At 64.0% G+C, this 13,981-nt stretch carries 9 protein-coding genes; 4 read left to right on the top strand and 5 right to left on the bottom strand.

All coding sequences use genetic code 11. The annotated features are described in order from the left end of the window. Nucleotides 1-6 precede the first annotated feature (6 nt). The gene (locus YH64_RS22205) at nt 7-1,452 is read left to right on the top strand and encodes a D-alanine--poly(phosphoribitol) ligase (RefSeq protein ID WP_046806521.1); all 1,446 of its coding nucleotides are present in this window, start codon (nt 7-9) and stop codon (nt 1,450-1,452) included. A 51-nt stretch (nt 1,453-1,503) separates the two neighbouring features. Here YH64_RS22205 and YH64_RS22200 read toward each other — a convergent pair whose 3' ends face one another. The 5 genes from YH64_RS22200 to YH64_RS22180 all read right to left on the bottom strand — a co-directional run bounded on the left by YH64_RS22200 (nt 1,504) and on the right by YH64_RS22180 (nt 11,260). After that, nucleotides 1,504-2,064, bottom strand: a complete 561-nt coding sequence (locus YH64_RS22200; RefSeq protein ID WP_046806520.1) for a YggT family protein — start codon at nt 2,062-2,064, stop codon at nt 1,504-1,506. 148 nt (nt 2,065-2,212) lie between these two features. Then, nucleotides 2,213-2,956 carry a histone H1-like DNA-binding protein gene (locus tag YH64_RS22195; RefSeq protein WP_046806519.1) on the bottom strand — a complete coding sequence of 248 codons (744 nt, stop codon included), beginning with the start codon at nt 2,954-2,956 and terminating at the stop codon, nt 2,213-2,215. Between the two features lie 347 nt (nt 2,957-3,303). Continuing rightward, entirely contained in the window at nt 3,304-4,500 is a 1,197-nt protein-coding gene (locus YH64_RS22190; protein WP_104145178.1) for a ribonucleotide-diphosphate reductase subunit beta, read from the bottom strand. A gap of 19 nt (nt 4,501-4,519) precedes the next feature. After that, a complete protein-coding gene (locus YH64_RS22185) occupies nt 4,520-7,450 on the bottom strand; it encodes a ribonucleoside-diphosphate reductase subunit alpha (protein ID WP_046806517.1) in 2,931 nt (976 codons plus the stop codon). A 303-nt stretch (nt 7,451-7,753) separates the two neighbouring features. After that, nucleotides 7,754-11,260, bottom strand: coding sequence for an indolepyruvate ferredoxin oxidoreductase family protein (locus tag YH64_RS22180; protein ID WP_046806516.1), 3,507 nt, complete (start codon nt 11,258-11,260; stop codon nt 7,754-7,756). A 130-nt stretch (nt 11,261-11,390) separates the two neighbouring features. Here YH64_RS22180 and YH64_RS22175 point away from each other — a divergent pair, with 130 nt between their 5' ends. The 3 genes from YH64_RS22175 to YH64_RS22165 form a co-directional block, all read left to right on the top strand. Next, entirely contained in the window at nt 11,391-11,840 is a 450-nt protein-coding gene (locus tag YH64_RS22175) for an Lrp/AsnC family transcriptional regulator (protein ID WP_046806515.1), read from the top strand. 267 nt (nt 11,841-12,107) lie between these two features. Further along, nucleotides 12,108-12,614 carry a hypothetical protein gene (locus YH64_RS22170; RefSeq protein ID WP_046806514.1) on the top strand — a complete coding sequence of 169 codons (507 nt, stop codon included), beginning with the start codon at nt 12,108-12,110 and terminating at the stop codon, nt 12,612-12,614. 157 nt (nt 12,615-12,771) lie between these two features. Then, a partial coding sequence (locus YH64_RS22165) for an MFS transporter (RefSeq protein WP_143215491.1) occupies nt 12,772-13,981 on the top strand: 1,210 nt, incomplete at its 3' end.

The following is a 13,981-nucleotide window of genomic DNA, read 5'->3' as shown; positions in this document are numbered from 1 at the left end:
TTCGGCATGCGTTTCGATCTGAAATCGTTCCAGTTCGTGGATACGGACCTCTCGCCCGACGCCCTGGCCATTGCCGCCGCCGACCGCTCGCTAAGCTGGTCGCAGTTGCGCGACGAAGCCCAGGCCTGGGCGGACGTGGCGCGCGAGCAGGGCGTGGCCCCCGATGTGCCGGTGGCCATCTACGGCCACAAAGAAGCGTCGTTCTTCGTCGCCATGGTGGGCGCACTGCTGATCGGTGCGCCGTTCGTGCCTGTTGACACCATCTACCCGGCCGACCGCCTGCGCCGCATCGTCGAGATCGTGCGCGCCGCGGCTGTCTATGATGCGGCGTCCGATACCTTCACGCGTGGCGAAGGCGCGATGCTGGCTGAACGCGGCCTGGCCTATGTGATGTTTACCTCTGGCAGCACGGGCGACCCCAAGGGCGTGCAGATCGGCCGCGAAAGCGTCGGCCTGCTGGGCGACTGGATGCTGGGCAGCTTTGGCCTGGGTGACGCGCCGGTGTTCATGAACCAGGCGCCGTTCAGCTTTGACCTGTCGATGTATGAAGTGTTTGCCACGCTGGCCTCGGGCGGCGCCTGTGTGTTGAACGCACGCGAGCAGATCGCGGCGGCCGGCACGTGGATGCCGCGCCTGGCAGAGCATGGCGTGACGGTGTGGGTGTCGACCCCGTCGTTCGCACACCAGCAGTTGGCCAACCGCGACTTTTCCCCCGCGACCTTGCCGGCGCTGCGCACGTTCCTGTTTTGCGGCGAGCCCTTGCCCGCCGCGCTGGCCAAGAAGCTGCGCCTACGCTTTCCCGATGCCGTCATCCTGAACACGTACGGCCCCACGGAAGCCACGGTGGCAACCACCTGGATCGAAGTCACCGACGCGGTGCTGGCCGCGCACGATCCGCTGCCCGTGGGCCATGCCAAACCCGATAGCGTATTGATCGTGGACGAAGGCGAGATCTGCATCGTGGGCGACCACGTGATGCGCGGCTACCTGAATCGGCCCGATCTGAACGAAGCCAAGCTCTACACCTATGAAGATGGCCGCCGCGCGTTTCGCACCGGCGACCTGGGGCTGATGCAAGAAGGTGGGCTGCTGTTTTGCCGTGGCCGCATGGACGACCAGATCAAGCTGAACGGCTATCGCATCGAGCTGGCCGAGATCGACGAGGCATTGCATGGCCTGCCGGGCGTTGAGGGCGGGGCGTGCGCGGTGCTGCGCCGGCCCGATGGCACGGCGGTGCGCTTGATTGGTTTCGTGGCGGGTGTGGCCCAAGAGCCCGATGCGCGCTTTCTGGCGCCCGACGCGCTGGCCGGCTGGAAAGAGCGGCTGTCCCAGCGGCTGCCGCCGTACATGGTGCCGTCGGAACTGGTGGCCTGCCCGGCGCTGCCCATGTCCAACAACCACAAGATCGACCGCAAGAAGCTGGTCGAGATCTACGCCGGCATTCCGGCCTAGCGCGCTGACAGGAAAACAGGAACGGGGCGCAATGCCCCGTGTCCTGGTTTACTACAGGCCCATCATGCGCTGGCTTAGGTTGGCCAGCACCATCAGCAGGATCTGCGCCACGATCAGCAGCACCAACGGCGAAAAGTCGATGCTGGTGCGCGGCAGGATGCGGCGGATGGGGTCCAGCATGGGCGCGGTCAGCGCCTGCAACAGCGGCATCATCGGCGCCGTCGGGTTGACCCAGGACAGCACGGCCTGGATCAGCGTCAGCCACACCACCAGGTTCAAGGCCCACTTGATGGCCATGATCAGCGCCGAACCCATGGCGGCCGGCAGCAGCGCGGCGGGAATCAGTGCGCCCAGCGCCACCAGCCAGATCAGCACGATATAGAACAGCGCGGCCAGCCAGGCGGCAACCAGGCTGGTCCAGTCGATCTTGTTGCCTGCCGGGATGACCTTGCGCAGCGGCAGCACCAGCCAGTTCGTGGCTTGGTAGATCGTGCGCGCCAGGGGGTTGAAAGCGTGGAGGCGGATCGCGTGCATCCAGGCGCGGGCAATCAATGCCGCGCCAAACAGCGTGAACACGATTTCGAGGAGGAAGCGGAAGATTTCACCGAGCATGGACGCGATCACCCAAAAAAAGAGGAGTCAATTGTCGCACGCTGCGCGCACATATTGCCGCCGCATTTGGCGGATGGCGCAGGCGCAAAAAAGCCGCCCGGCCAAGGCCAGGCGGCTCTAGTGAAGCTATTGCTTCGAACCGTCCGAATTAAGGACGGCCACCCGTGGGAAAGGGCCACGACGCGGCGGGATTCAGCGCGGTCTTTGCGCCCGGGGCAGCAGCCGTGGAGGGCGGCGTTGCGGGCTTCTTGGGAGCGGCCTTCTTGGCAGCAGGCTTCTTGGCAGCGGCGGGCTTGGCAGCAGCAGCCGGCTTGGCGGCAGCAGGAGCCTTCTTTGCAGCAGGCGCCTTCTTTGCGGCAGGAGCCTTTTTGGCAGCGGGGGCCTTCTTGGCTACTGCTTTCTTGGCAACGGCCTTCTTGGCGGCGGGAGCCTTCTTGGCAACGGCCTTCTTTGCAACTGCCTTCTTGGCGACGGCCTTCTTGGCTACCGCTTTCTTGGCGGCAGGCGCCTTCTTGGCAACGGCCTTTTTGGCGACGGCCTTCTTGGCTACCGCTTTCTTGGCTACGGCCTTTTTGGCAACTGCCTTCTTGGCAACGGCCTTCTTGGCGACGGCTTTCTTGGCTACCGCTTTCTTGGCGGCAGGCGCCTTCTTGGCGACGGCCTTTTTAGCGACGGCCTTCTTGGCTACCGCTTTCTTGGCGACGACCTTCTTGGCTGCCGGCTTCTTGGCGGCAACCTTCTTCACTGCCGGCTTCTTGGCGGCGGCGACTTTCTTGACTGCTACCTTCTTGACAGCGGCTTTCTTGGCCGGTGCGGCCTTCTTAGCGACTGCCTTCTTGGCGGCGGGCTTCTTCGCCGCTGCTTTCTTTACGGCTTTCTTGGCTGTTGCCATGGTCATGCTCCTTAGGTTCAGGGGTCCCAGAACTTAAACCCGTGCCCCGACTCGCCAACAAGGCGAACCGTGCCCGGGCTATTCATCGGCGCATGCCGCTGTTCTGTGCGAGCAACAGCTACTACGGTTTGCGCTAATGAATTCGGCACAGCCATTTGATATGGCCCCCGCTCCTTTGGCGCGAGCCATTTCAAATGGCGCCGGTCGCAGCCTGATCACAGGCCGCCGACCGCTTGTTCTACGTGTTCGAAAACACCCTGACCAGGAAGCGCGTCATCAAGCCTGTCGCGAACGCGACGCTCTGCATTCGCAGAGCGTGCCCGCGCCGGGCCTGATGACGTACTGCTTTACTCCCAGCTCAGCGTGCCACCGGTTTGGTATTCGATCACGCGAGTTTCAAAAAAGTTGCGTTCCTTTTTAAGATCGATCATTTCCGCCATCCAGGGGAAGGGATTTTCTTCCTGCGGGTACAGCGGTTCGATACCGATTTGCTGGCAACGACGGTTGGCGATGAAGCGCAGGTAGGATTTGAACATAGGTGCGTTCAAGCCCAACACGCCGCGCGGCATCGTGTCTTCGGCGTAAGCGTATTCGAGTTCGACCGCTTTGCGGAAGAGTTCTCGAATTTCTTCGCGGAAGGCCGGCGTCCACAGATGCGGATTTTCCAGTTTGACGGTGTTGATCAGGTCGATGCCGAAGTTGCAGTGCATGGATTCATCGCGAAGGATGTACATGTACTGTTCGGCGGCGCCGGTCATCTTGTTCTGGCGGCCAAGCGCCAGGATCTGCGTGAAGCCAACGTAGAAGAACAGGCCTTCCATCAAGCAAGCGAAAACGATCAGCGACTTCAGCAGCGTCTGGTCGGCTTCGGGCGTGCCCGTCTTGAAGTTGGGGTCCGCGATCGCGTCGATGAACGGGATCAGGAACTGGTCTTTGGCGCGGATGGACGGAACTTCGTTATAAGCGTTGAAGATCTCGGCTTCGTCCAGGTCCAGGCTTTCGACGATGTATTGATAAGCGTGCGTGTGGATCGCTTCCTCGAATGCCTGGCGCAGCAGGAACTGGCGGCATTCGGGAGCCGTGATGTGGCGGTAGGTGCCCAACACGATGTTGTTCGCGGCCAGCGAGTCGGCCGTGACGAAGAAACCCAGGTTGCGCTTGACGATGCGGCGTTCGTCTTCGGTGAGCCCGTTGGGGTTCTTCCAAAGCGCGATGTCGCGCGACATGTTGATCTCTTGCGGCATCCAGTGGTTGGCGCACGTGGCCAAATACTTTTCCCACGCCCACTTGTACTTGAACGGCACAAGTTGATTGACGTCGGTTTCGCCGTTGATGATGCGCTTGTCGGCAACCTTCACGCGCTGCGCGGTAGCGGCACCGCTGGCAGCCAGACCCGCCGCGTGTTCAGGCGCGGCAGGCGTGGGCATGGCGGTGTCGCCGAATACACCCGTCGCCGCCCGGACTTCGGGCGCAGCCTGCTGGCCGCCCGCAGGGGCGGGGGAAGCAGGTTGCGTGGCGGTGGTGTCGTCTTCCCAATTAATCATTTCAATTCTCCGGAGGCGGTTATTGGCAGGCTTCGCACTCTTCGAAGCCGGGGTCGCCCGGCCGCATGGTGCAAACCGCCCCGAGAACTTCGGGTTCCGGCAAAACAGGTGCGGCGCCCACGGCCGCGGCCGTGGATTGACCACCAGCGGTGACGGCGTTCAGTTCGCCGCCGCGGCCCGTGGACTTCTCGGCGCTGGTGGCGCCCAGGGTACGCAGGTAGTACGTGGTCTTCAGGCCACGCAGCCATGCCAGCTTGTAGGTGTCATCCAGCTTCTTGCCCGATGCGCCCGACATGTAGATGTTCAGCGACTGAGCTTGATCGATCCACTTCTGACGGCGCGACGCGCATTCAACCAGCCAGCTCGGTTCGACTTCGAACGCGGTGGCGTAGAGTTCGCGGAGTTCGGAAGGTACGCGATCGATGCGGGACAGGCTGCCGTCGAAGTACTTGAGGTCGGCGACCATGACTTCGTCCCAGAGACCGAGTTTCTTCAGGTCACGCACGAGGTAATCGTTAACGACCGTGAACTCGCCGGAGAGATTCGATTTGACGTACAAGTTCTGGAAAGTAGGTTCGATGCACGCAGATACACCAATGATATTGGAAATAGTCGCGGTTGGGGCAATTGCCACGCAATTGGAGTTGCGCATGCCGTGTTGTTTGATGCGCGCGCGCAACGTATCCCAATCGAGCGTGCTCGATTCATCAACTTCAACATGACCACCGCGTTCATCACGCAGCATCTTCAACGTGTCTTGCGGCAAGATGCCACGCGACCACAACGAACCTTCATACGATTGATAGCGACCACGTTCTTCGGCGAGCAGGCTCGACGCGAAGTACGCGTGATAGCAAACGGCTTCCATCGAACGATCAGCGAATTCAACGGCGGCTTGCGATGCGTAAGGCACGCGCATCATTTGCAGGCAGTCTTGGAAACCCATGATGCCCATGCCCACCGGACGATGGCGCGCGTTGGAATTGCGGGCCTTCTCGACGGCGTAGTAGTTGATGTCGATAACGTTGTCGAGCATGCGCATCGCGATGCTGACCGTGCGCTTGATCTTGTCGTGATCCAGTTCGAATCCGCCGCCGGCAGCCGGCTTCATGTGCGCGACCAGGTTCACCGAACCCAGGTTGCACACCGCGATTTCGGATTCGTTGGTGTTCAGCGTGATCTCGGTGCACAGGTTCGAGCTGTGGACGACGCCCACGTGTTGCTGCGGCGAACGGATGTTGCACGGATCCTTGAACGTGATCCACGGGTGGCCGGTTTCGAACAGCATCGACAGCATCTTGCGCCACAACGTCAGCGCCGGCATCTTCTTGTACAGCTTGAGCTCGCCGCTGGCGACGCGCTTTTCGTAGCCGACATACGCTTCTTCAAACGCGCGGCCGACCTTGTCGTGCAGGTCGGGGCAGTCGGACGGCGAGAACAGCGTCCATTCACCGCCTTCCATGACGCGCTTCATGAACAGATCGGGAATCCAGTTCGCCGTGTTCATGTCGTGCGTGCGGCGGCGTTCGTCGCCGGTGTTCTTGCGCAGTTCCAGGAATTCTTCGATGTCCAGGTGCCACGATTCCAGGTACGTGCACACCGCGCCCTTGCGCTTGCCGCCCTGGTTCACCGCGACGGCGGTGTCGTTGACGACCTTCAGGAACGGAACCACGCCCTGGCTTTCGCCGTTGGTGCCCTTGATGTGGCTGCGCAGCGCGCGCACCGGGGTCCAGTCGTTGCCCAGGCCGCCGGCGTACTTGGCCAGCAGCGCGTTTTCCTTGATGGCGTCGTAGATGCCTTCCAGGTCATCGGAGACGGTCGTGAGATAGCACGACGACAGCTGCGAGTGCAGCGTGCCCGAGTTGAACAGCGTCGGCGTCGAGCTCATGAAGTCGAACGAGGACAGGATCTCGTAGAACTCGATGGCGCGCGTTTCGCGGTCGGCTTCGCGCAGCGCCAGGCCCATGGCCACGCGCATGAAGAACACCTGCGGCAGTTCGATGCGGGTGCCACGGATGTGCAGGAAGTAGCGGTCGTACAGCGTCTGCAGGCCCAGGTAGCCGAATTGCAGATCGCGCTTGGCGTTCAAGGCCTTGCCCAGGCGGGTCAGGTCATAGTTGGCCAGTTCGGGCGACAGCAGGCCGCCTTCGATGCCGCGTGCGATGAACGTGGGGAAGTATTCGGCGTAACGCGCGATCATGCCGTCTTGCGAGACTTCTTCGCCCAGCACTTCCTTGCGGATCGTGTGCAGCAAGAGGCGAGCGGTGACTTGGCTGTAGGCCGGGTCTTTTTCGACCAGCGCGCGCGCGGACAGGATGGCGGACTTGAACACTTCGTCGACGGGGATGCCGTCGTACAGGTTCTTGACCGTTTCCTTCAGGATGGCTTCGCTATCGATGAATTCGTCCAGGCCTTCGCCGGCGGCGACGATGGTCGCGCGCAACTCAGCCAGGTCCAGCGGACGGCGCACACCGGCGTCGGTGACGTTCAGCACGTGTTCTTCAGGAGCGGCGGCGGCCTTTTCCTGGCCTTCGGCGGCAGCGGCGGCGGCGCGCTCTTGCGTGCGCTTCTCGCGATACAGGACGTAGGCGCGGGCAACGTCATGTTGGCCCGAGCGCATCAGCGCCAGTTCGACCTGGTCCTGGATGTCTTCAATATGGAAGGTGCCGCCGTTGGGGCGGTTGCGCACCAGGGCGTTCACGGCCTGGCTGGTCAGGTTTTCGACCAGTTCGCGCACACGCGCGGACGCGGCGCCCTGGCCGCCGTTGACGGCCAGAAAGGCCTTGGTCATGGCGATGGCGATCTTGCTGGGTTCAAACCCGACCACCGAGCCATTGCGGCGAATGATGTTGTAGCTGGCCCATTGCCCGCCATTGGCGTCGGCAGGGGAATCGGTTTGCGAGGGCGGCACGGCCGAAGGCCGGGTCACAGAGGCGATCGAAGTCTGCATGGAAGCTCCTGTGCGAAAACGCGTAGATAGCGACATGACGGCGGTCATGTCGGGTACGAATGTGGATCTTTTGAGGGGGTCGGAACGGCTTGGACGGCTTAGTCCAAAAGGCGTGGCCGACGAGAATCAGCGCTTAGGCGACCACAACATGTAGTGTAGCACCCCTCGTTGGACACTAATTCTAGTGATCGAGACCTACTGGAACAAGAAGAAGATATGACGAAGCTCACAAAAGATTGTTACTAAATGCACTGGGCGCGCCCAGTAAGGCGCGCCCAGGACTGCACCGCTCAGAGCGACTGTTTATGCGGTTCTCCGCAGGGGTATGTCGCGCGGGGCCGGTGCCATATAGCTCTGCATCAATCGACCCAATTGCGTCCGGTACTTCTCGACGTTCGCAGACTTCACGTGGCCGTAGCCGCGGATGGTTTCTGCAAGGCCGGCGATTGTAGCTGCTTGCGCGATGTTGTCGCGGGTCAACCCTACAAGAAGCTGGTCTATGGTCTGGCGGTACTCGGTGACAAGCGCCCGCTCCATCTTGCGTTCGGCGGTGTGGCCGAACGGGTCGAACCAGGTGCCGCGCAGTCCTTTCAACCGTGTCAGCAATTTCAGTGCCGACATGGTGCGCGGCCCCAGCGTCATCTTGCGCGGCACACCGGTGCGCGGATCCTTGCGGGCGAAGATCGGCGGGGCCATGTGAAAGCGCAGGCTGTAGTCGCCTTCGAACTGACCCTTCAGCTGCGCCTGGAATGCCTCGCCGGTGTAGAGCCGCGCCACTTCGTATTCGTCCTTGTAGGCCATCAGCTTGAACAGGCCGCGCGCCACTGCCATCGCCAGTCGGGGCGACTTGGCATCCGGCGCCAATTCGCGTTCGCGCGCGGCAACTGCTTCGACCACGTCCTGGTAGACGCGTGCGTAGCGGGCGTCTTGATACGCGGTCAGGTCCGCAATGCGGCGGGCCAGGGCGCGTTCGAAGGTTTCCGGCACGTGCAGCTGTACCACCTGGGCACGCGGACGCAGCGCGCTTTCCAGCGCGTCGGGCTGATGCGCAGCCAGCCGGCCGCTGTCGAATGCCGCGCGGTTCGCGGCTACGGCCACGCCGTTCAGTTCGATGGCGCGGTTGATCGACGCCTGCGACAACGGCACGCCGCCGCGCTGCCAGGCATAGCCCAGCATGAACATGTTCGACAGGATGCTGTCGCCGAACAATGCCAGCGCGGCTTCGTGCGCGTCGATGGCGGCCGTGTTGGCATCGCCGGCGGCGTGGCGAATCTTGGCCAGCAACGCCTCGGGGCGCATGGCGGCGTCAGGGTCCCGCGTGAACTCGGACACGGGCGCCACATAGGTGTTGACGGTGACCTGCGTGTGCCCGCGGCGCAGCGCGCCCAGCGAATCCGGCGCGACCGAGGCGACCGGGTCGCACAGGATGGCGGCATCGGCCTGCTGCCAGTCCAGTCGGACCGGACCCGCCGGCGCGCCGGCAGGCGCCAGGCGAATATGGCTGACAACGGTGCCGCCCTTTTGCGCCAGGCCGGTCAGGTCCAGCACCGCCGCCGACAGGCCTTCCAGGTGCGCGGCCATCGACACGATGGCGCCGATGGTGATGACGCCCGTGCCGCCCATGCCGGCGACCAGCAGCCGGTAGGGCCGGTCCAGCGACGGCGTGGCGGGTTGCGGCAATTGCTCGATCAGGCGTTGCAGGCGTTCCTGATCGGTCTTGGGCGCGGCGCTCTTGCGCGGCTTGCCACCCATGACCGACACGAAGCTGGGGCAGAAACCTTCGGCGCAGGAATAGTCCTTGTTGCAGCTGGACTGGTCGATCGCGCGCTTGCGGCCGTACGGCGTTTCCAGCGGCACCACCGACAGGCAGTTCGATTGCACGCCGCAGTCGCCGCAGCCTTCGCACACCGCGCTGTTGATCAGCATGCGGCGCGCCGGGTCGGGGAACTGGTTCTTCTTGCGGCGGCGGCGCTTTTCGGCGGCGCACGTCTGGTCATGGATCAGCACGGTCACGCCGGCAATCTCGCGCAGCTCGCGCTGCAACGCATCCAGCTCGCGGCGGTGGTGCACCTTGATGTTGGGTCCCAGGTCCACGCCTTGGTATTTTTCAGGCTCGTCGCTGGTGACGACGATGCGCGCCACGTTCTCGCCGCGCAGTTGCTGGCAGATCTGCGGCACCGAGATCGGGCCGTCCACGGGTTGCCCGCCCGTCATCGCAACCGCGTCGTTGAACAGGATCTTGTAGGTGATGTTGGCGCGCGCGGCCACCGCCTGGCGAATCGCCAGATAGCCCGAGTGGTAGTAGGTGCCTTCGCCCATGTTCTGGAAGATGTGTGGCATCTTGGTGTAGCGCGACAGCCCGATCCAGTCCACGCCTTCGCCGCCCATCTGCGTCAGCCCGCCCGTGTCGCGGTCCATCCACGCAGCCATGTAGTGACAGCCCACGCCGGACAAGGCCTGGCTGCCCTCGGGCACCTTGGTCGACGTGCTGTGCGGACAGCCCGAACAAAAATACGGCCGGCGGCGCATGCCGTCGGCGTCGTTCGACAGCGCCGACTGGCAATCGAACGCGGCCAGGTCCGTGCCCAGCGGCAGGCCGGCGCTGCGCGACAGCCACGCCGCCAGCGGCCGCGCCAGCAGCGACGGGCGCAATTGGCCCGCCGACGGCACCACCGTTTCGCCGTCCAGGCCTTTCTTGCCGATGACGGTCGGGCGGTCCGGCAGGTTGAACAGCAGATCCTTGATCTGGCTTTCGACCACGGCGCCTTTCTCTTCGATCACCAGGATGTGCGACAGCCCGCGTGCAAACTCCAGCAGCCGTTCACCGTCCATCGGCCAGGTCAGGCCCGGCTTGTAGATGCGCACGGGCGCGTTGGCGGTGACGGTGTCCACGCCCAGGCGCGCCAGCGCTTCCATGGTGTCCAGATGCGCCTTGCCGACGGTGACGATGCCCACGGTGGCGCGCGGCGCCGGACAGGTCAGGCGGTCAATGCTGTGGCGGCGCGCGAAGGCGGCCACCGCTTTCATGCGCAGATTCATGCGCGCTTCCACGGCCAGCGACAGGAAGTCGCGCGCGGAATACTCCAGCGACTCGGGCGGCATGTCGGGGTTGGACGGCATGTCGTAGTGCTGCACGGCGGCGGGGGTGAACGAGTGCCCGCTTTCGATGGTTTCGGACACCGCCTTGAATGCGACCCACGTGCCGGAATAGCGCGACAGCGCCCAGCCCCATAGCGCAAAGGTCTCGTACTCGTCGATCGAGGTCGGATGCACGATCGGCATTTGCCAGCCGATCAACGACGCTTCGCTGGCGTGCGGAATCGAGGACGACACGGCGGTGTGGTCATCGCCCACCACCACCAGCACGCCGCCGTTGCGCGATGCGCCGGCCGCATTGCCGTGATGCAGCGCATCGCCCGCGCGGTCCACGCCCGGGCCTTTGCCGTACCACATGGCGAATACGCCATCGACGTTGCGGTCGGCGCGTACGCCGGCCTGCTGCGTCCCCATGACGGCGGTGGCGGCCATGTCTTCGTTGATGCCGGGCAGGAACGAGATCTTGCTGGCGTCCAGCGCCTTCTTCGCCTTCCACATGGCCATGTCCACACCGCCCAATGGCGATCCGCGGTAGCCCGACACAAAGCCCGCCGTGTTCAGCCCGCGTTCACGGTCGACCCGTGCCTGCGTCAGCATGATTCGCACCAGCGCCTGCGTTCCCGTCAGGAAGATGCGGCCGGACTCCCGCGTAAGGTTGTCGGCAAGCTGGTAATCAAGGTCCAGCTGGGGTTCGGGGGCGGGAGTGCCGTCCATAGTGAATGCTCCTGGTATTTCGCACCATGATAGGTTCGCGAGGCATCCGATTTATTGCGTTTTTGGATCGTGCTATCCCTATAATTCGCAATGAACATTTCGTGTTCGACAAAAACCAGGAGACAAAGCGATGGACAAGACCGATATCGGCATCCTCAAGGCCTTGCAGGAGGACGGCCGGGCTTCGGCGCAGCAGCTGTCCGACAAGGTAGGGCTATCGGCCGCGCCGGTGTGGCGGCGGGTCAAGGCGATGGAAGCCAGCGGGGTGATCCAGGGCTATAGCGCGCAGGTGGACCGCAGCAAGGTGGGCTTGGGCTGCATGTTTGCGCAGATCAGCCTGGAGCGGCATTCGTCGAACACGGTTGAACACTTCGAACGCTCGGTGCGCGACGCGCCCGAAATCCTGGAGTGCTACGCGGTCACCGGCGATTCGGACTTCCTGTTGAAAATCCTGGTGGAAAGCCCCGAGGCCTACGACCGTTTCCTGCATCGCTTCCTGTTCAACATGCCGGGCATTCGCCAGACGCGCACCATCGTGGCGCTGCGCGAGATCAAGCACGAACAGCGGCTGCCGTTGTGACCCAGGCCGATCGCAGCGCCCTCTATATATAGAGAGCGTGGAAAGAGAAGCCGTGGACACGCGCGCGGTGTCGCTTGAAACCAACGCATTCGTGCGCGTTCCATGGCTAAACCAGGGGCTTTGCGACGCCGACTGTTGCGCAATTGCACACCGCGCGGATCGTCGTTGATTCTTCCCCAGCGGCTCTTTAGAGTGCGTGATGTTTGCTGCGCGAGGGACGTGCCGGTGTGATCGGCGCGGCGCGTCGACAGACGTGTTGAGGAAGTCATGAGCAGTGTGTATTTGCGTTCGGCCGGCATCGCCTGCGCCGTTCTTATCCTGGCCGGGTGCGTCGCCAGGAAGCCCGCCGTCATCACCGAGGCGCAGCCCGCGGACCCGCCCAAGGCGGTGGCCTGTGTGCCGGCCAAAAGCGGCGACCCCATGATTGGTACCTGGCTGTCGAACACGCGCCCGCGCGATGTCAGCGGCGAATTGCAATCGCTGATCGTGTTGTCCGCCGATGGCTCGATGGCCTATGAGTCTTTGCTCAAGATCGGGCGCAAGTCGCGCCCGGCCCTGCGCGAGACCGGTTGCTGGACGGTGGCCGACAACGTCTACACGATGCAGACGACCAAGTCCGCCGGCGAGCCCGTGGATGCCAACGACCCCATTTACCTGAACCGCTATCGCGTCGAAAAAGTCGAGCACGCCAAATTGACGCTGCGCGAACTCAAGAGCGGCGGCCAGGTCGTCACCGCGCGCCGCATGCCGCAGGGCTATCGCCTGCCGTATTGAGCGTTGCGCGGGGAGGGCGCGTGCGGGCGCTGCGCCAGAACAAGGCCGCGCCTGACGCACCGTTGCGCGGGGCGGACACTGCGTTCGCCCACCGCGCCAAGATGGCCGGGCTGCGGTAAGGTGCGGGCTTCGACTTTTGCCTAGCCGCCGGTTCCCCATGCCCGCCATGTCCTCTGAAGCACGCGCCATCGCACTGCTTGCCCTGGCCGCCTTTGTCAGCGCCAGCGCCTTTCGCATCTGTGATCCCATGCTGCCGCAGCTGGCGGCGGAATTCGGCACGACTACCGGCCAGGCCGCGCGCGCCGTGACGGCGTTTGCGGTGGCCTACGGCGTGTTGCAGATGTTCTTCGGTCCCGTGGGCGACCGCTACGGCAAGTACCGCGTGGTCAGCGTGGCCACCGTGGCCTGTGCGCTGGGCAGCGCGGGCGCCATCATGGCCGAATCCCTGGATGTGCTGGTGCTTTGCCGCGCGCTGTCCGGCGCGGCGGGGGCGGGCATCGTGCCGTTGTCGATGGCCTGGATTGGCGACAACGTACCCTACGAGCGTCGCCAGGCGACGCTGGCCCGCTTTTTGACCGGCACCATCCTGGGCATGTCCGCGGGCCAGTTGGCCGGCGGCATTTTCGCGGACACCGTGGGCTGGCGCTGGGCCTTCGCGGCCCTGGTGGTGGGCTACCTGATCGTGGGCGTGCTGCTGCACCTGGAGGTGCGGCGCCAGCGCGCGGCGGGCTTTGCGCAGGTGGACCCCAACGCCGTTCGTCAGGGTTTTATCGGGCAGGCGCGGCTGGTGCTGGGCACGCCGTGGGCGCGCATTGTGTTGGCCACGGTGTTCGTTGAGGGCCTGCTGGTCTTTGGCGCGCTGGCATTCGCGCCGTCTTACCTGCACGAACGATTCAACATTTCGTTGACGGCCGCCGGCGCGCTGGTGGCGGTGTACGCGGTGGGCGGGCTGATCTACACGGTCGTGGCCGGCCGCATACTCAAGCGTCTGGGCGAACGCGGCCTGGCGGTTGCGGGCGGTCTGGTGCTGGGCGTCGCCTTCCTGTCGTACCTGCTGGGTCCGGTCTGGATGTGGAGCCTGCTTGCCAGCGTGCTGGCGGGCTTTGGCTATTACCTGCTGCATGCCACGTTGCAAACCAACGCGACGCAGATGGTGCCTTCCGCGCGTGGCACGGCGGTGGCGTGGTTTGCGTCGTGCCTGTTCATGGGGCAGGCGGCGGGCGTGGCGTTGGCGGGGGCGGTGGTGGATGAGATTGGCGCTGCGGCGATGTTTGGTGGCTCGGCGGTGCTGCTGCCCCTGCTGGGGGCGGTCTTTCCCCGGGGCTGGCGCTTTTATACATCTGGCGCTGCCGGCGCGGGGGCTGGGG

Origin of the sequence: Achromobacter sp. LC458 (genome assembly GCF_001005835.2) — a bacterium.
Classification (GTDB): Bacteria; Pseudomonadota; Gammaproteobacteria; order Burkholderiales; family Burkholderiaceae_B; genus Achromobacter; species Achromobacter spanius_B.
The sequence above is the reverse complement of the archived record's forward strand: the minus strand, read 5'-3'. Positions and strand labels throughout refer to the sequence as shown.

Coding starts and splice junctions, on each gene's coding strand:
- YH64_RS22205 (WP_046806521.1), top strand. CDS start 7: ATGCGTTTCGATCTGAAATCGTTCCAGTTCGTGGATACGGACCTCTCG.
- YH64_RS22200 (WP_046806520.1), bottom strand. CDS start 2,064: ATGCTCGGTGAAATCTTCCGCTTCCTCCTCGAAATCGTGTTCACGCTG.
- YH64_RS22195 (WP_046806519.1), bottom strand. CDS start 2,956: ATGGCAACAGCCAAGAAAGCCGTAAAGAAAGCAGCGGCGAAGAAGCCC.
- YH64_RS22190 (WP_104145178.1), bottom strand. CDS start 4,500: ATGATTAATTGGGAAGACGACACCACCGCCACGCAACCTGCTTCCCCC.
- YH64_RS22185 (WP_046806517.1), bottom strand. CDS start 7,450: ATGCAGACTTCGATCGCCTCTGTGACCCGGCCTTCGGCCGTGCCGCCC.
- YH64_RS22180 (WP_046806516.1), bottom strand. CDS start 11,260: ATGGACGGCACTCCCGCCCCCGAACCCCAGCTGGACCTTGATTACCAG.
- YH64_RS22175 (WP_046806515.1), top strand. CDS start 11,391: ATGGACAAGACCGATATCGGCATCCTCAAGGCCTTGCAGGAGGACGGC.
- YH64_RS22170 (WP_046806514.1), top strand. CDS start 12,108: ATGAGCAGTGTGTATTTGCGTTCGGCCGGCATCGCCTGCGCCGTTCTT.